Below are 15,265 nucleotides of genomic sequence, written 5' to 3'. Positions count from 1 at the left end.
ACGTCTTTAAACGTTATTGTACTGCCCATGAATATTTATATATTTAACCCCTTTATCCTGTAAGAACTCTAAAAAGGCTTTAGCAATCAATGAGAGTTCTTTGCCTTTTGGGTAAACAATATGCCACTGTTTTTCAATAGGAAACCCTTCTACATCTAGTTTTGCTATCGGACTAAATTCATCGCCCAAATACAATGAGTGACCAGAAACCACTGCCACACCTAAATCTGCAGCAACACAGTGCTTAATCGCTTCATTCGTTTCTAGAGTCATTCTCTCTTCTATTTCTAGCCCCTGCTTAGCAAACACTGTCTCCACAGCTGAACGTATTCCAGAACCTTCTTCACGCATAATAAAAGGGTATTTAGTTAGTTTTTTTAGAGAGACTTTTTTACCAACTAACTCATGGTTGCTATTAGCAATTACAACAAGCGGATTTCGCGCAAAAGGAATAATTTCTAAATCCAAATGACTGGGCGGAATTTGCCCCAAAATATATAGATCATCCATATTGCGATTAATGCGGTTTACAATACTATCTCGGTTAGAAACTTTAAGACTTAAATCGATATCAGGGTGCTGTTTGATAAAATTACCCAATGCAAGTGGCGCAAAATATTTGGCCGTAGAAACCACAGCTACTCTTAGTCGGCCACGTGTCAAACCTCTAAAGTCGTCCAATAAAATTTCTAAATTTGATAATCGATCAATAACTTCTCTGCAACTACAAGCAACATGCTCACCGACTTCAGTAAGATAAATATTTCTGCCTACTTGCTCATATAAAGGCATTTCTATCGCTTCAACCAAACTCTTCACTTGCGAGGAAACCGTTGGCTGCGTTAAATGTAGCTCTTCGGCAGCACGCGTAAAACTCAGATTACGCGCGACAGATTCAAAAACCTGAATTTGTCTTAACGATGCATGGCGGATTAAGAAGTTAGATTGATTTTGACTGGATTCGCCCATTCCATTCCCCTAAAAGTAATTCTGATATTAATCAAACAATTACTCATATTTAATAAACAACAATGTACAACTATACATTAAAAAAACATTTAACCTATACGATTTTTATACAACCATTTACCTTTACTTACCGTACGATTCAGAATTGTTTACACTATTTAACTAGACAAGGCATTCTTTCAAGCGCTGCCTTAGCCGCCCTTTCTGCCTCAATGACATCCGCCTCTTTGCCACACATAATTAAACGCCCGTAAGCCCCCACTGCGCGAGCCTCTACCAAAGTGACATTAGCTGCTTTTTCAGCTTCATTAGCAGCATAGACAACATAGCCAGCAGGATCCGTTTCCATAATAAACATACTTTGTCCTGGCAGAATCATCGACCCTCTTCGGTTATCTCGGTTAATTAACACAGCGTGGTCAGGGGTAATACCTCTTATAATTTCTGACCATTTCACATGACATTTGTCACGCTCAAACTCATTCGTTTGTAGATAATTCAGGATATGCTGTCCAGACTCCAAGACATCACTTTGGTCACGGTGGTTAAACAACATCGAACCATAAGCACGTTCAACAACCTGTTGAGCCAAACGGACATTGCTCGCTTTCAAAGCGATATCGGTAATCTTGTGAACCGCCATACCTGGAGCCACTTCCACCCATAAACAGGAATCACCAGGCACTGGCAAAAACCCCATAGAAGCCGTACCAATATATGAGGCTAATTGAGGCTGTAATGAATCTAAAAATATATAGGTTCTTAACTCTATCATTTAGCCTCCCGCTGTTTGATTTGCTTAATCACCGACTCCATTGCTTGAGCGCGGTGACTAATTTTTAATTTTCTCTCTAATGGCACTTCAGAAGCCGCTTTTAACTCACTTGGAATCCACATGACTGGGTCGTAGCCAATACCATATTGAGTTCTGGGTTCTGTAAGAATATCACCATGCCATGCTCCAATACCAATCAAAGGCGTTTCATCGTTTTCATGTGCCACATACACAACAACACAGATGTAATTAGCTTTACGATTTCGTAAGGGTAAACCTTCAAGCGCCTTGACGAGCTGGCGAGTATTCTCCTCCTCAGAGCTTTCGCCAAGCCCGAGAGTTTCAGCAAAACGAGCCGAAAAGATACCAGGCCTGCCATTTAGAGCATCCACCTGTAATCCTGAGTCATCTGCAATGGCTGGCAACCCTGTTTTAGCACTGGCAAACCTCGCTTTTTTCAAGGCATTCTCAATAAAGCTCAAACCATCTTCTACTACCTGTTCAGTAAAAAAGTCAGTTTGTAGCTTTATATTAAAACCATTCAGACGCAGAGGAGTGCTCAGTTCTTCAACCTTATCTGGGTTAGCTGTGGCTAAAACAATCGTAGTCATGATAATAATTTTTATCCAAATTTACTTGGCGTTAAAACATCTGCCGCATAAGAAAACACCATAAGATGATGCCCTCTTTTGAGATAATCATTATTTAATTGCCACATTAATTCTTCAGCAATATGAATAGGTACAACCACCATAATTAGTACATTCGTATCACCATCAATATGCCCTCCTTGAAAGCCTGTATCGCCATCACCTCGTACATCAAATATGGTATAACCATTGACGCCAATTGATGTCAGCGTTCTTTTCAATTTTTTTTCGAGGGCTGTATTAGCAATTATCTGAACGACTTTTTCATTACATGTTGTTACAGTCATTTTTAACTCCTTTATACCGCTGAATACCACATAGCAAGTTGATAAAATAATGGAATACCCACCACGACATTAAATGGAAACGTAACTCCTAAGGCTAAGGTTAAATAGTAAGATGGATTCGCTTCTGGCACGCCATAACGCATCGCAGGAGGTACCGCAATATAAGAGGCACTTGCGCCCAATATAGCCACCAATAAAGCACCACCAGTAGTCAAGTTTAGTAAGGTAATCCCTACAAAAACACCAATAGTTCCGCCTATTAACGGCATAATCACGCCAAAAAAAACTAAGGTTGTTCCAACATTTTTAAACGCTTTTAGACGTTTTGCCGCTTCCATCCCCATGTCTAATAGGAATAAGCACAACACACCCATAAAAATTTCTGTAGAAAATGGTGTGACTTTTTCCATCGCCTCAGGTGAAGCGACTGCTCCAACAACCATTGCGCCCAACAACAAAATAACACTGCCGTTTGTAAAAGCCTCTTTAAGTACTGGAGACCATTCCATCTTTGGTGTATCAAGCAGCTGAGAACCATCACCTGAAGTCGAAGCTAATCTTTTTCTTGCCATCGCAGCGAGAACCAAGCCAACAATAATCGCTGGAGACTCCATCATCACCATCATAATAATAGGGTAGCTTTCGTGTGCAATTTGAGAGGCTTCCAAAAAAGCCACTGCAGTTAAAAAAGTTGCCGCACTTACCGAACCATAATGCGCGGTAATAGCCGCTGCATTAAAAGGATCAATTCGGTCTTTATATCTCAGTAAGACATACCCGATAAGAGGTATTAAAAAACCCATCACAATTGCCCAAAAAATGGCTTGTACCGCAACACCTAAGTTTGCATGTGCAAGCTCTGCTCCTCCCTTCAAACCGATTGCCATCAATAAATAAAATGAGATCCCTTTAGACATCCCCTCAGGAAACTTTAGATCTGATTTTATAAGTGTTGCGATTACGCCTAAAGCGAAAAACAGTACCGCAGGAATTAATAAGCTATCCAATCCCAACATGTCCTTTCTCCTTTATTGCAGATGCAATATTTCTAATAGTTTCCATAGTATGGAAAAGTCCTATATATGAGAAATTGATAATTCAACTCCCTGCTATAGAGAACAGTGAATAGGTTAGTTCTCTGACAGATACACCGCTTTCTATAAACAATTTATAGAGAATGGTTCTCTATTTTTAGATAAAAAAAGAGGGCACGTTTTAGGTACCCTCAATGGCTAAGAACGTTTAAAAATTGCTTTTAGTCAGGCCAAACCCTTCTTGATGAAAACACCTTAATCTGATCGGCAATGTGCGCTTGCTCGGTATTTTTATTTACCGCTGCACTCTTCTTCGTTTTTGGTGTTGCCGTTTTTTGTGCTGCGGGTTTTCTTGCAGCAGGTTTACGCTGAACTGTTTTTTTTGCCGTAGCAGGTTTCACCTCAGGTTTATCATCAACCGCTTTGTTTTCAGCCGCTTTAGGTTCTGTAGATGACTCATCTTTCATCACCGAGCTACCTAAAACCCAGCTTTCTGTTTTTTCTTCTTCAACTGTCATGCCCATGCTCCTTCAGACTGATTGGTTACCCTGTGATAACCTTCATCAATCCCTTTGGCTAAAGTAAAATCAATAGTCTGTAACTCATCAGATTTTGAGTAAATCATCACCGAAACATGGCCTCTACCAAAACTGATATTTGGGTGGTGATCTAGTAAATCCGCCTGTTCTGCTAGTTCGTCCAAAAAAGATCTCAAAACTGAAAAATCTTTAAATTCAAACCGTGTTTCTAATGAAGCAGGTTTTAATTTAGCTTTCCAACGTTCGTTCATACAAAACTCCTATCTGAATATTGATTTACATTCATAGAGTGATAAAACTCGGCTAACCAACCATTAATTCTCATTAACTGAGCTTGCTCCTCTTCAAGAAGGCGACTAAATAATGAATGATCTTCCATAGCACCGATATTTGCACAATACTGCGTGGCTTCTCCATAAAGCTGAATCAAAGCTAACTCACGCGCTTCACAGCTTCTTAAAGCTTCTGCAATTGAATTAGCAGGCGTAGCTGGACTCAATACACTGCCCGCTGGCAAAGCCCCTTGAGCGACCATGCGATCGGTTAATAAGTTAGCATGTTGAAACTCCTCATTTGCCAAAGTGACAAAACCTTGAGCATAAGTCATTTCATTACGAAATTTAGCTAAAGAAGCTTGTGCTAAATAGTGCTGACCTGCTGAGAACTCTAAGCTTAAAGCTCGCCCTAAGTAACCGAGCACTCTTGAGTTAGCCCCTGTATTTTGAGGTGTCTCAAATTGAGGGTAACTTCCGATTCCAGGCATAACACTACCTTGCATTCGTGGTTGATAACGCATAACTTACTCCTCTCGTAACCGAGGGCCTTAGCCCCCATTGGGTTTAACCGATTCTCGCTCCGCTGCTAGCCATGTCTAGAACAGGTTCCACTTCTTTGTGTGGACGTGCAATGATGTGCGCAGCAACCAATCCGTCGCCAACTCGTTCACAGGCGTCAGCTCCCGCTCTTACTGCTGCGTTTACCGCACCCGTTTCACCACGTACCATAACGGTTACGTAACCACCACCTACAAATTCACGACTGACTAAACGCACTTCTGCCGCTTTGGTCATCGCATCTGCCGCTTCAATCGCTGGTACTAAACCGCGGGTTTCAATCATTCCTAAAGCAATTCCATATTCTGTACTCATGGCTCTTCTCCTAACGTTCTTACTAATTTATCAATTTCTCAATTACTTCTTTTCAATCGTAACGACTGATTCAACTTCGTTGTGAGGGCGTGCAATGATGTGCGCAGCAACCAGTCCGTCACCGACTCGTTCACAAGCATCGGCTCCCGCTCTTACTGCTGCGTTGACCGCACCCGTTTCACCACGTACCATAACGGTTACGTAACCACCACCTACAAATTCACGACTGACTAAACGCACTTCTGCCGCTTTGGTCATCGCATCTGCCGCTTCAATCGCTGGTACTAAACCGCGGGTTTCAATCATTCCTAAAGCAATTCCATATTCTGTACTCATGGCTCTTCTCCTAACGTTCTTACTAATTTATCTTTAAAAACTTTTACGCTTTTTCAATGGTTAATACAGGTTCCACTTCTTTGTGTGGACGTGCAATGATGTGCGCAGCAACCAATCCGTCGCCAACTCGTTCACAGGCGTCAGCTCCCGCTCTTACTGCTGCGTTTACCGCACCCGTTTCACCACGTACCATAACGGTTACGTAACCACCGCCTACAAATTCACGACTGACTAAGCGTACTTCTGCCGCTTTGGTCATCGCATCTGCCGCTTCAATCGCTGGTACTAAACCACGGGTTTCAATCATTCCTAAAGCAATTCCATATTCGCTCATGATATTTCTCCTGTTACTTCATTTACTAATTTGTGTGCGGTTGCCAGTTATCAATAATGCCGGCTACCGTTAAGTCGGTTAAAATTTTGTCGTCGCCTGCGGCGGTTCTCGCTGCAGAGTTGGCGATGGTAAAAACCCAATCTCCATTTTTTACACCAATCGGATCTAAAGCGACTAAGGTCGATCCAGATACACTTTGTAAAACCTTTACTGGAAGGTGTCCTAAACCATCAAGTCGACTGGTCATAATCAATCGTTGTTTAACTTGATGAATCTCCATCGTTATTCACCTCCCATCGGTCAATGATTCCAACTATGGTTAAATCACTTGGATATCCCTTAATCCCACTGGCATCACGTGCCGCCGAACTCCCTACACATAACACCCAATCCCCTGGCTTACAGCCAACTGGATCGACTGCAACTTGTGGAGTTCCACCTGCCTTTTCGGCTACCACCAATAAGGGCTTATGTTCCATACTGGCGATTCGGTTGGTGGAGACCAGGGTTTTTTCAACTTGAAATATCTTCATCCAATCCTCCTTGTTGTTACAGAATCACCAGGCCTGGTAACTTCTCAGCTGGTTGATTTCCGGTGTTATCCCTTAAAGTACAAAGGGTTTGTAGTTGACCATTTGCCGATAAATCGGTGTAACGATCGTGTAACGCTTGTTCAATTCGTCTGGCTTTGTCTTCAGCTCTGTCTTTAGAACCTGGTACTCTTCCGTCATAATCACAGCGGATAATGATGGGAATTGGCCAGCCATTTTTAAGATTAAGACCGGTAAAAATCTTAATCCCGACATTGACATCATTTAATCCTTCCTCAACCGTATCCAAATAGCTGTAGTAAGTTAGGTTACGAAGCTGTACTTCTTCAAATCCGTTACCAATGCCGATAAATCTTTCTGCGTGTCCAATGTCTGAATAACATCCGTTTTCATACTCTTGTACATACGCAATCTGAGAAAAATTATTCTCAATGAACCAAGCAATCAGTTTATTCATCGATTCAACTGGTGCGGTTGAGCCTAACTCTGGGTTACATTGCTCTACCGCTTGTTCAATCTTGATTCTGGCTTGCTCAGAATTCATATTGGTTGTTTGTTGGAAAAGTGCATCCGTTTCTACAAAACGTTTTAAACACACTTTCCCTTGTTGGTTTGGAACGTGTATCTTCAGACTATCGTCATCCGTATTCATTCCAATAAGCAGTGTTTGTACGGTTGACCCGCATCCAAAACGATTTTCGATTGCTTGGCGGAAATCTTTCAATTTCGTTAAAGCTGCCTCTGCCGCTTTGGCATCATCACTACCATGAGCCGCACAACCTTGGTGGTGTGGATCTGATTTTGAGTAGTGATACACTGCAATTTTTAAATATTTTGTTGGCTCTTCACTTGAATTTGGTATGCCATCACGAAAACGGCTATGTTCAATAAAGACCCAGTTACGTACGCTTTCACTCACATCAAACAGAGCTCCAGCATGTGCTTTTCTTCTGGTTACCGAATAAGGCAACCGTAATACATAACTAATAATGTGTGCTAAACGTCCATCGGCACATGGTGCAACACCGACGGCGTGAAAACCCGCATCTTTAAAAAGACGCTCTGCCTGTAATTTGTTTTGACCGTGTAACGGATCTTGTTCAAAAAACTCCTTAGACATTGACATAAACTGGTTAAAAACACATTGGCCATATAAAACATTGCTATCGAACTTCTGGCTAAGACTCTCTTCAACTTGTTTTTGGCTTAGGGTAATACCCAGTTTTTGTTTAATTGTCTGCTGAGCCCATTGCTCAAAATCGTTACGTTTCTGCTGCACAATTAAATGTTGTACAACCGATTTAATCTCATCAAACCCAGCTTTAATACGTACTTCATAATCACGTAATTGGGCATTTTGTGATGCATTTACCAAAGCGTGAACACCTGGTTTTCCATCATTAGATGCTTTATTCAAACCTTCTGAAGCTTCTCCTTGTATCTGCTTCACAACATTTGCTGGCAGTGGATAAGTACGCCAGAACAATGATTTTTCGCGGGTTTTTGCGTTTAACATCTTATTCACCTATTACTTAGACTATGCTCTGGCTCCGCCAGTCAAAGTCACCTTGGCTCCTTCACCAGTGTTACCCGAAGACCCTGTTATTGGGCTCTGCGGAACAGGTTGCATGGTTTCAGGTCTAAAGTTCGCTGCACCCATTGGAGTTTGCATTGCACCCCCTCTAATTGAAGGATTACGCTGCGTTGCAAAAGGTCCATCGGTACCCGTTACTTTAGAACCTCTATCCCAACCATCTCCAGTGATTCTGCTTGCTGGTGCAACTGGCTCAGCAGTTGGTAAAGGTTGTGACATATCTACAGCAGCAGCTTGCCCCATCATTACCGGAAAATCCGATTCTCCAGGGTTAGCGGCATTTGCCGTTTGACACATTGTGCTCATTTGATCAGCACCTTGATAATGCGTGCCTGATACCAATTCACACGCGCCTTTTTGTGCCCCCGTTAAACCTTGTGGGCCAGGCTGCACACCTGTTAAGGCATGACCAAATTGGCGGTCAATAGGAGCGGTTTTTTTTTGAGCTGCAGCTTGTTCATCTGTTGAACAACTGTTAGCAAACGACTCTTTTCCCATGTACGGTGTTCCACTTACCGCTTTACAACGACCTGCTTCTCCACCTGTAATATTGCTATTGCCACCACTGCGGTCACCTGTAATGGTTTGTCCTGCAAAGGTACCCGATACATTCACCTTTTGAGGTGTGGTTTCAGGAGCTGAAGTCTGACAAATTGTTTCCACTTCTTCTTTACCCTGATAACCTGTACCCGTTACCGACTTGCAATAACCACGTTCATCACCAGTTACTTCTTGTGTACGCCCTACTTGAGTACCTGTTGTCGTATTTCCTGCAAAGGTATTCGACATCACTACTTTTTGAGGCGCTTTTGCAGTATTGCCTGAGCTTGGCTGAATAGAACCTGACATTGCAGGATATTCATTACCACCGCTCACTTTAGAAACACTTTCAATCGCTGCTTCTAAAGGCTTTTTTGCCCCCTTAATTGAAGGGCCTGGGTTAATGCTAAACCCTGTTTTTGTTGTACTTGTCTGTCCCGATTGCTCTGAACAAAACAGCGCACTTTGATCAGCAGGTAAATATTCAGTACCAGTGATACCAGAACATTGACCTTGACGATTGCCAGTAACAGCTTGGTCTTGACCCATTCTGTTACCGCTAATCGTTTGACCACGTGTGGTTTGCGTCATGGTTACTTTGGATGGTGATGCTTTAGGGCTTTCAGAGCAATGTGCTTTAAACTCTTCCGTTCCTAAATATTCCGTTCCACTTACCAATTGACATGCCCCAGTTTCAGCTCCAGTCAATTGACCTTGGCCTAGCTGAGTACCCGATACTTCTTGACCACTTAAAGTTTCAGAAATACCCACTTTTTCAGGTGCGTTGTTAGAGCGTGGTTTACGACTCTGACGCTTAACTGAGCTTTCAGTAGAGCTGCTACAACCAGATTTACCTTTAGTACAACGTTCTGCTCTCACTGAACGTGCAATATCTCGAGTTGAAGCGTCAGGGTTACTTAGCTTAGCTAAAGAACCTGCTTGACCAGCTTTACTCTTGTAAGCTGCTTCACCAGACTTACCTTTGGTCAAAGCCTTACGTCTTGCCTTAGACATTTTTCGACCACTGTTATCTGCAACTTGCGTTGATTTAACAGGGTTTCTGCGTCCAGAAGCATCTGCTCGGCTCGCTTTTGACTCAGTACGTTCGCGAGGTTCAATAATTGGCTCAGGTTTTTTCTTCTCCCTTGCCTTAGCTTGTGATTGAGGCTGAGAGCTCGTCGCTTGTCCGCGCATCATTTGCTTCCTTTTTTGCTTAGCGGCCTCTCTTCCTTCTGCAACCGTTACTGGCTGAGAAGGACGAACAGGTCTTCGGCTTAAAGGCTCACCAACCGTCTGCAGCGGTGCTTTTGCAGGCTCTGCAATTGCTTCCACTGGCGTACTTGGAGCACGCTTAGTTCTGGTTGGAATCGCTGGTGATTTATTACCACCAGAAACTCTTGATTTACGATGTGCCATAGCTTGCGAGCGTCCACTTGTCGTGTTGTTTGTCATTGCACTCATGCTAAAGGCCTCCCTTTATTCATTGCTTAGGTTTGTTACAACTTTGATTTACATGCCTCTTGGGCGATATACCACAAAGTTGTGTCCCTGACACTGAGTGTAATTGTCATAACCAATTACACGAATCAGGTGATCAGGATAGGCCTGGCGACAAGCCTCAATCTCTGCTAAAACTAAGTTTGGATCACGCATTCCAAAGAATGGTAGTTTCCACATACCCCAGTAATGTCGAGCTGCTTTTGCTGGCTCTTCATGCTCTAGAGCTGGCGTCCAACCTTGGTTGATGATGTATACAATTTGGTCATAAATTTCATCTGCATTCATGTCCGGAAGAAATGAAAAGGTCTCAAGCGTATACTTAGTACGATAATCATCAGTCTGTAAGTTACTCATTTGTAATCTCCTTCAATTGGAATAAAGTGCTTTCATGGTTCAAGCTAGAATTAACCCGCATCTAACCATCTAACTTATCTACGGTGTCATATTCAAACTTGATCTCTTTCCAAGTCTCTAGTGCTACAGCTAATTCTTTACTGTGACGTGCTGCATCACGAAGAATGTCACCACCTTCTCTCTCTAAATCACGGCCTTCGTTACGTGCTTTAACACAAGCTTCTAAAGCCACACGGTTTGCTGCGGCACCCGCTGCGTTACCGCCTGGATGACCTTGCGTACCACCACCAAACTGAAGAACTGAGTCATCACCAAAGATGTTAACCAATGCTGGCATGTGCCATACGTGGATACCACCTGATGCTACGGCGAAGACACCTGGCATCGAAGCCCAATCTTGGTCAAAGAAGATACCGCGAGAACGATCTTCTGGAATGAAGTCTTCACGAAGTAAATCAACAAAACCTAGAGTCGCAGCACGATCCCCTTCCAACTTACCAACAACCGTACCTGTATGAAGGTGGTCACCACCTGACAAACGTAGACACTTAGCTAATACACGGAAATGAATACCATGTGTTGGGCTACGGTCTATTACCGCGTGCATTGCACGGTGAATGTGCAATAACATACCGTTTTCACGACACCAGTTTGCTAGTGTTGTGTTTGCTGTAAAACCAGCTGTTAAGAAGTCATGCATGATAATTGGCTGACCGAGCTCTTTAGCAAACTCGGCACGTCTCATCATGTCTTCAACCGTTCCAGCAGTCACGTTTAAATAGTGACCCTTACGCTCCCCTGTCTCTTCAGTTGCTTTATCCACCGCTTCGGCAACAAACTCAAAGCGGTTCTGCCAGCGTTGGAAAGGTTGTGAGTTAATGTTTTCATCATCTTTAGTCAAATCTAGACCACCACGAAGACATTCATAAACTGCACGACCGTAGTTTTTTGCCGATAAACCAAGTTTTGGTTTGATGGTACAACCCAACATTGGACGACCATATTTGTTTAACTTGTCACGCTCAACTTGAATACCTGCTGGTGGCCCTTTACATGTTTTAACAAAGGCGACTGGGAAACGAATATCTTCTAAACGTAAAGCACGAACCGCTTTAAATCCGAAAACGTTACCCACTAACGAGGTCAATACGTTAACCACTGATCCTTCTTCAAAAAGATCTAATGGGTATGCAATGAACGCATAAAATGCTTTACTGTCACCAGGAACATCTTCAATTCGGTAACAACGCCCTTTGTAGTACTCCATATCAGACAGAAGATCTGTCCATACTGTCGTCCAGGTTCCTGTTGAACTTTCTGCCGCTACCGCAGCAGCTGCTTCTTCACGTGGAACACCTTCTTGTGGTGTTACTTTGAAACACGCTAATAAATCTGTATCCAATGGTGTATAGTCAGGAGTCCAATAAGTTAATTGGTAATCCTGAACACCTGCATCAAAAGTTTGTGTAGACATAAAATTTCTCCTCTAAGGTTTGGAGTTGAATTAGATTCGAGCTCAATGTTATAGAGGGGCTGATATATTGACTAATTGAAAGAACCGATGAAATTTATTGAGGATTCTCAATACATAGAAACTTATTAGCTTGAAAAAATACCAATAAACTATTGATATAATAGAACTTTATTTAAAAAAGAAAACCTATAGAATTTCTTAAATTTTTATAAAAAATAAAAAGAAAAAATGTATTTTTTTAATAAAAAAATGATTTACATTCTTAAAAAATCAAAATTGAACGCATAATTTGAATTTTGGTTACAATGCTTTTTAAGATTAAACCTCATACATTAAAGGAAAATTCATGCGCGAAGTTATAGCTACAGAAAATGCTCCTCAAGCAATTGGAACTTACTCTCAAGCGGTTCGTATTGGTAATACGGTTTACCTATCAGGACAAATTGCCTTAATTCCAGAAACCATGGAACTAAGAGAGGGCGACATTTCAGAACGCATTCATCAGGTATTTAAAAACCTAAGTGCGGTCTGTGAAGCGGCTGGCGGTTCTTTACAAGACATTGCAAAACTCAATATTTTCTTAACCGACATGAGTCACTTTGCAACCGTTAACGAGATTATGGCAGAGTACTTTCAACAGCCATACCCAGCTCGTGCTGCAGTTGCCGTAAAACAACTGCCAAAAGACACCGATGTAGAAATGGATGGCGTGATGGCTTTATCTTCTTATTAAAAATCAACATCGATTAAAACCCTCTGATAGAGGGTTTTTTATTACCTGAAATTGCTTCTTTTTATCCCAATCACATATCCTTTTACTCATAATCACTCTATCCCGTAAAACCATTTCGACAAAACCATAATAAACCTAAGGTCATTAAAATTATTTGTGCGACAATTTGTCACATTTTCTTTTTGCTAAAAATATCTAACAATTAAGGTTTTAAATTTTGTAAATCAATATCAAAACAAGAAACCCTAATCATGAAAAAGAAACTCTTAGTCTCAATTATTGCGAGCATATTATCACCAGCCGTTTATGCGGATTCTCTTCCACAAATTGAAGTTATCGGTTCGGCTGAACAGATTAATCAGCAACAAATCTCTAAAGAAGCAATAGAAACAAACACGAGCTCTACCAGTGATGTAGTTAATATCTTAAAGCAATCTCCAAGTGTTTCAGTTAACCAAGCAGGAGCAATTTCTGGTTTTCCTGTTATTCGAGGATTAGCGGATGACCGCTTGAATGTTCAAGTAGACGGCATGCAACTTCTCTCTTCATGTCCTAATCACATGAATACACCTTTATCTTACGTCTCACCGTCTCAAGTAGAGTCTATTGAAATTTACCCTGGAATTACCCCTGTAAGTATGGGTGGCGACAGTATTGGTGGTGGCATTGCCGTAAAAACCAATGATCCAATCTTTGCCCCTAAGGGTAAACAAATTACAGAAGGTGAAATTGGAGGCTATTACCGCAGTAATGGTGAAGCATTTGGTGGTGATGTAAGAGTCACAACAGCAAGCGATAAGCTTAATCTGACTTATAAAGGCTCATACGCTAAGTCAGGCAACTATGATGCCGCTGAAGACTTTAAAACAGTAGGAACTCCTGCAAGTACAAATACCACGATTTTTACAGATGGTACAGAAGGTAGCGTAAGTGATTTAGATGAAGTGGCAGGTACCGCTTATGAAACGAAAAACCATAATCTAAGTATGGCTTACAAGGGTGATGACAGTCTTTTCAAAGCAACGGTGATTAAACAAGACACGCCTTATCAACAATATCCAAATCAACGTATGGATATGACCAAAAACGAAAGCACTAAAATTAACCTATCTTTAGAAAAGGCAATGTCTTGGGGTGACATTACCCTTCAAGCCTACAATGAAAATGTTGATCATGAAATGGCATTCATGGACTATAAAAGATCTGCACAAATGCCTATGGATACTGAGAGTACAACTCAAGGCTTAAAAGCATCTGCTCTTATTCCTTTAAATGAATCAAGCGAAGTTAACATTGGCGCTGAATTACAAACATACACATTGGATGATTATTGGTCACCCAATATGGATTCAATGGGCATGAAACCCAACACATTTTTGAATATCAATAACGGTACCCGTGACCGTTACGCCCTATTCGCTGAACTGAAACAAGACATCTCTCCAGAATGGAAAACTCGTTTAGGCGCAAGATATGAACGTGTCAACTCAAATGCTGGAGATGTTCAGGGCTACAATGGCGATAGAGTTCTTGGCATGTGGGGACAAACGAATGAAGGAACTGAATCGGCGGCTTTTAATGCTTCAGACCGTTCTATTACCGATGATAATTTAAATCTGACGGCTTTGGCAAACTATAAATCAAGCGATACTTTCGACATGGATTTCGGTTTAGCTCGTCAAGTTCGCTCTCCTAACCTTTATGAACGCTACACTTGGTCAACTTGGGGAATGGCGGCGATTATGAATAATTTCTATGGCGACGGTCATGGTTATGTTGGTAACCTAAACCTTAAACCTGAAACCGCCTATACCTTAAGTGCAAATATGAATTGGCATTCGGCAGATAACAAAACTTGGGACATTCAAGTTATGCCGTACATTTCTCATGTTGATAACTATATTGATGCCGAATTTATTAAAAACTATATGGGTGGTGATTTTGGTGTCTATAAATACGTGAATGAATCTGCACGAATTTATGGTATAGATATGGCTTCAAAGCGTAAACTTGCAGAAAATAAGCTTGGTTCTTGGAACCTCAAAACTAAAATCAATTACACTCGCGGTGTTAATTTAGATACCGATGATAACCTATATAACATGATGCCTCTTAATGCCACTATCGGTTTAGAGCATAAGATTAATCGTTGGAACAATATGGTTGAAGTTGTCATGGTGACCGATAAAACGGAAGTATCTGAAAACCGTAAAGAGCTTAAAACCGCAGGTTACTCCCTGGTTAATTTTAAAACCAGCTATACCATCAAAGATCTGCGTTTAGACTTTGGTGTAGACAATCTGTTTAACGTTGCTTATGACTTACCTACTGGTGGTGCTTACACAGGTGAAGGCGGCACAATGAATATTAATGGCGTACCTTTAATGTCAGTTCCTGGTGCAGGTCGAAGCATCTATGCTGGTTTTAATTTGAAGTTCTAATTTGAA

At 41.6% G+C, this 15,265-nt stretch carries 19 protein-coding genes; 2 read left to right on the top strand and 17 right to left on the bottom strand.

Annotated features, from left to right (window positions below):
* Nucleotides 1-6 precede the first annotated feature (6 nt).
* The 17 genes from A379_RS07795 to A379_RS07715 all read right to left on the bottom strand — a co-directional run bounded on the left by A379_RS07795 (nucleotide 7) and on the right by A379_RS07715 (nucleotide 12,085).
* Complete coding sequence (locus A379_RS07795; RefSeq protein ID WP_040727300.1) at nucleotides 7-969, bottom strand: LysR family transcriptional regulator; 963 nt, start codon at nucleotides 967-969, stop codon at nucleotides 7-9.
* Between the two features lie 154 nt (nucleotides 970-1,123).
* The gene (locus tag A379_RS07790) at nucleotides 1,124-1,744 is read right to left on the bottom strand and encodes a BMC domain-containing protein (RefSeq protein WP_040727299.1); all 621 of its coding nucleotides are present in this window, start codon (nucleotides 1,742-1,744) and stop codon (nucleotides 1,124-1,126) included.
* A complete protein-coding gene (gene rdgB, locus A379_RS07785) occupies nucleotides 1,741-2,355 on the bottom strand; it encodes an RdgB/HAM1 family non-canonical purine NTP pyrophosphatase (protein ID WP_040727296.1) in 615 nt (204 codons plus the stop codon). Before rdgB ends, A379_RS07790 begins: the two co-directional genes overlap by 4 nt.
* An 11-nt stretch (nucleotides 2,356-2,366) precedes the next feature.
* Complete coding sequence (locus tag A379_RS07780; RefSeq protein WP_040727294.1) at nucleotides 2,367-2,681, bottom strand: hypothetical protein; 315 nt, start codon at nucleotides 2,679-2,681, stop codon at nucleotides 2,367-2,369.
* A gap of 11 nt (nucleotides 2,682-2,692) precedes the next feature.
* The gene (locus tag A379_RS07775; protein WP_232744827.1) at nucleotides 2,693-3,697 is read right to left on the bottom strand and encodes a sodium-dependent bicarbonate transport family permease; all 1,005 of its coding nucleotides are present in this window, start codon (nucleotides 3,695-3,697) and stop codon (nucleotides 2,693-2,695) included.
* A gap of 239 nt (nucleotides 3,698-3,936) precedes the next feature.
* Nucleotides 3,937-4,233, bottom strand: coding sequence for a hypothetical protein (locus A379_RS07770; protein ID WP_040727293.1), 297 nt, complete (start codon nucleotides 4,231-4,233; stop codon nucleotides 3,937-3,939).
* Nucleotides 4,230-4,505: a 4a-hydroxytetrahydrobiopterin dehydratase gene (locus A379_RS07765; protein WP_040727292.1), complete on the bottom strand. Its 276-nt coding sequence runs from the start codon at nucleotides 4,503-4,505 to the stop codon at nucleotides 4,230-4,232. The genes A379_RS07770 and A379_RS07765 overlap by 4 nt, the downstream gene beginning before the upstream one ends.
* The gene (locus A379_RS07760; RefSeq protein ID WP_040727290.1) at nucleotides 4,502-5,050 is read right to left on the bottom strand and encodes a bacterioferritin; all 549 of its coding nucleotides are present in this window, start codon (nucleotides 5,048-5,050) and stop codon (nucleotides 4,502-4,504) included. The genes A379_RS07765 and A379_RS07760 overlap by 4 nt, the downstream gene beginning before the upstream one ends.
* A 43-nt stretch (nucleotides 5,051-5,093) precedes the next feature.
* Nucleotides 5,094-5,402, bottom strand: coding sequence for a BMC domain-containing protein (locus A379_RS07755; RefSeq protein ID WP_040727288.1), 309 nt, complete (start codon nucleotides 5,400-5,402; stop codon nucleotides 5,094-5,096).
* A 42-nt stretch (nucleotides 5,403-5,444) separates the two neighbouring features.
* Nucleotides 5,445-5,738: a BMC domain-containing protein gene (locus A379_RS07750; protein ID WP_040727285.1), complete on the bottom strand. Its 294-nt coding sequence runs from the start codon at nucleotides 5,736-5,738 to the stop codon at nucleotides 5,445-5,447.
* A gap of 43 nt (nucleotides 5,739-5,781) precedes the next feature.
* Nucleotides 5,782-6,075 (bottom strand): BMC domain-containing protein, encoded by a 294-nt coding sequence (locus A379_RS07745; protein WP_040727283.1) that lies wholly within the window; start codon nucleotides 6,073-6,075, stop codon nucleotides 5,782-5,784.
* A gap of 22 nt (nucleotides 6,076-6,097) precedes the next feature.
* Nucleotides 6,098-6,352, bottom strand: a complete 255-nt coding sequence (locus A379_RS07740; RefSeq protein ID WP_040727280.1) for a carboxysome peptide B — start codon at nucleotides 6,350-6,352, stop codon at nucleotides 6,098-6,100.
* Nucleotides 6,333-6,605, bottom strand: a complete 273-nt coding sequence (locus tag A379_RS07735) for a carboxysome peptide A (protein ID WP_040727278.1) — start codon at nucleotides 6,603-6,605, stop codon at nucleotides 6,333-6,335. The genes A379_RS07740 and A379_RS07735 overlap by 20 nt, the downstream gene beginning before the upstream one ends.
* Before the next feature lie 16 nt (nucleotides 6,606-6,621).
* Nucleotides 6,622-8,139 carry a carboxysome shell carbonic anhydrase gene (locus A379_RS07730; protein ID WP_106381692.1) on the bottom strand — a complete coding sequence of 506 codons (1,518 nt, stop codon included), beginning with the start codon at nucleotides 8,137-8,139 and terminating at the stop codon, nucleotides 6,622-6,624.
* Nucleotides 8,140-8,160: 21 nt separating this feature from the next.
* Nucleotides 8,161-10,218: a CsoS2 family carboxysome shell protein gene (locus A379_RS12740; RefSeq protein ID WP_051145092.1), complete on the bottom strand. Its 2,058-nt coding sequence runs from the start codon at nucleotides 10,216-10,218 to the stop codon at nucleotides 8,161-8,163.
* A gap of 48 nt (nucleotides 10,219-10,266) precedes the next feature.
* Nucleotides 10,267-10,611: a ribulose bisphosphate carboxylase small subunit gene (locus tag A379_RS07720; protein ID WP_040727275.1), complete on the bottom strand. Its 345-nt coding sequence runs from the start codon at nucleotides 10,609-10,611 to the stop codon at nucleotides 10,267-10,269.
* 61 nt (nucleotides 10,612-10,672) lie between these two features.
* A complete protein-coding gene (locus tag A379_RS07715) occupies nucleotides 10,673-12,085 on the bottom strand; it encodes a form I ribulose bisphosphate carboxylase large subunit (RefSeq protein WP_040727274.1) in 1,413 nt (470 codons plus the stop codon).
* 346 nt (nucleotides 12,086-12,431) lie between these two features.
* On the opposite strand from A379_RS07715, the gene A379_RS07710 reads away from it, so the two are divergent.
* Entirely contained in the window at nucleotides 12,432-12,818 is a 387-nt protein-coding gene (locus A379_RS07710) for a RidA family protein (RefSeq protein WP_040727271.1), read from the top strand.
* Between the two features lie 251 nt (nucleotides 12,819-13,069).
* Nucleotides 13,070-15,259: a TonB-dependent siderophore receptor gene (locus tag A379_RS07705; RefSeq protein WP_040727270.1), complete on the top strand. Its 2,190-nt coding sequence runs from the start codon at nucleotides 13,070-13,072 to the stop codon at nucleotides 15,257-15,259.
* The last annotated feature ends 6 nt before the right edge of the window (nucleotides 15,260-15,265 follow it).

It is taken from the genome of Thiomicrorhabdus sp. Kp2, assembly GCF_000478585.1.
Classification (GTDB): domain Bacteria; phylum Pseudomonadota; class Gammaproteobacteria; order Thiomicrospirales; family Thiomicrospiraceae; genus Thiomicrorhabdus.
Note: the sequence above shows the minus strand (reverse complement) of the source record. Positions and strands in the feature narration are given on the sequence as shown.

Excerpts from the sequence above, each read along its gene's own strand:
- A379_RS07770 (WP_040727293.1), bottom strand. The coding sequence starts at position 4,233 with ATGACAGTTGAAGAAGAAAAAACAGAAAGCTGGGTTTTAGGTAGCTCG.
- A379_RS07715 (WP_040727274.1), bottom strand. The coding sequence starts at position 12,085 with ATGTCTACACAAACTTTTGATGCAGGTGTTCAGGATTACCAATTAACT.
- A379_RS07765 (WP_040727292.1), bottom strand. The coding sequence starts at position 4,505 with ATGAACGAACGTTGGAAAGCTAAATTAAAACCTGCTTCATTAGAAACA.
- A379_RS07755 (WP_040727288.1), bottom strand. The coding sequence starts at position 5,402 with ATGAGTACAGAATATGGAATTGCTTTAGGAATGATTGAAACCCGCGGT.
- rdgB (WP_040727296.1), bottom strand. The coding sequence starts at position 2,355 with ATGACTACGATTGTTTTAGCCACAGCTAACCCAGATAAGGTTGAAGAA.
- A379_RS07730 (WP_106381692.1), bottom strand. The coding sequence starts at position 8,139 with ATGTTAAACGCAAAAACCCGCGAAAAATCATTGTTCTGGCGTACTTAT.
- A379_RS07780 (WP_040727294.1), bottom strand. The coding sequence starts at position 2,681 with ATGACTGTAACAACATGTAATGAAAAAGTCGTTCAGATAATTGCTAAT.
- A379_RS07740 (WP_040727280.1), bottom strand. The coding sequence starts at position 6,352 with ATGGAGATTCATCAAGTTAAACAACGATTGATTATGACCAGTCGACTT.
- A379_RS07710 (WP_040727271.1), top strand. The coding sequence starts at position 12,432 with ATGCGCGAAGTTATAGCTACAGAAAATGCTCCTCAAGCAATTGGAACT.
- A379_RS07790 (WP_040727299.1), bottom strand. The coding sequence starts at position 1,744 with ATGATAGAGTTAAGAACCTATATATTTTTAGATTCATTACAGCCTCAA.
- A379_RS07720 (WP_040727275.1), bottom strand. The coding sequence starts at position 10,611 with ATGAGTAACTTACAGACTGATGATTATCGTACTAAGTATACGCTTGAG.
- A379_RS07735 (WP_040727278.1), bottom strand. The coding sequence starts at position 6,605 with ATGAAGATATTTCAAGTTGAAAAAACCCTGGTCTCCACCAACCGAATC.
- A379_RS12740 (WP_051145092.1), bottom strand. The coding sequence starts at position 10,218 with ATGAGTGCAATGACAAACAACACGACAAGTGGACGCTCGCAAGCTATG.
- A379_RS07760 (WP_040727290.1), bottom strand. The coding sequence starts at position 5,050 with ATGCGTTATCAACCACGAATGCAAGGTAGTGTTATGCCTGGAATCGGA.
- A379_RS07795 (WP_040727300.1), bottom strand. The coding sequence starts at position 969 with ATGGGCGAATCCAGTCAAAATCAATCTAACTTCTTAATCCGCCATGCA.
- A379_RS07705 (WP_040727270.1), top strand. The coding sequence starts at position 13,070 with ATGAAAAAGAAACTCTTAGTCTCAATTATTGCGAGCATATTATCACCA.
- A379_RS07750 (WP_040727285.1), bottom strand. The coding sequence starts at position 5,738 with ATGAGTACAGAATATGGAATTGCTTTAGGAATGATTGAAACCCGCGGT.
- A379_RS07775 (WP_232744827.1), bottom strand. The coding sequence starts at position 3,697 with ATGTTGGGATTGGATAGCTTATTAATTCCTGCGGTACTGTTTTTCGCT.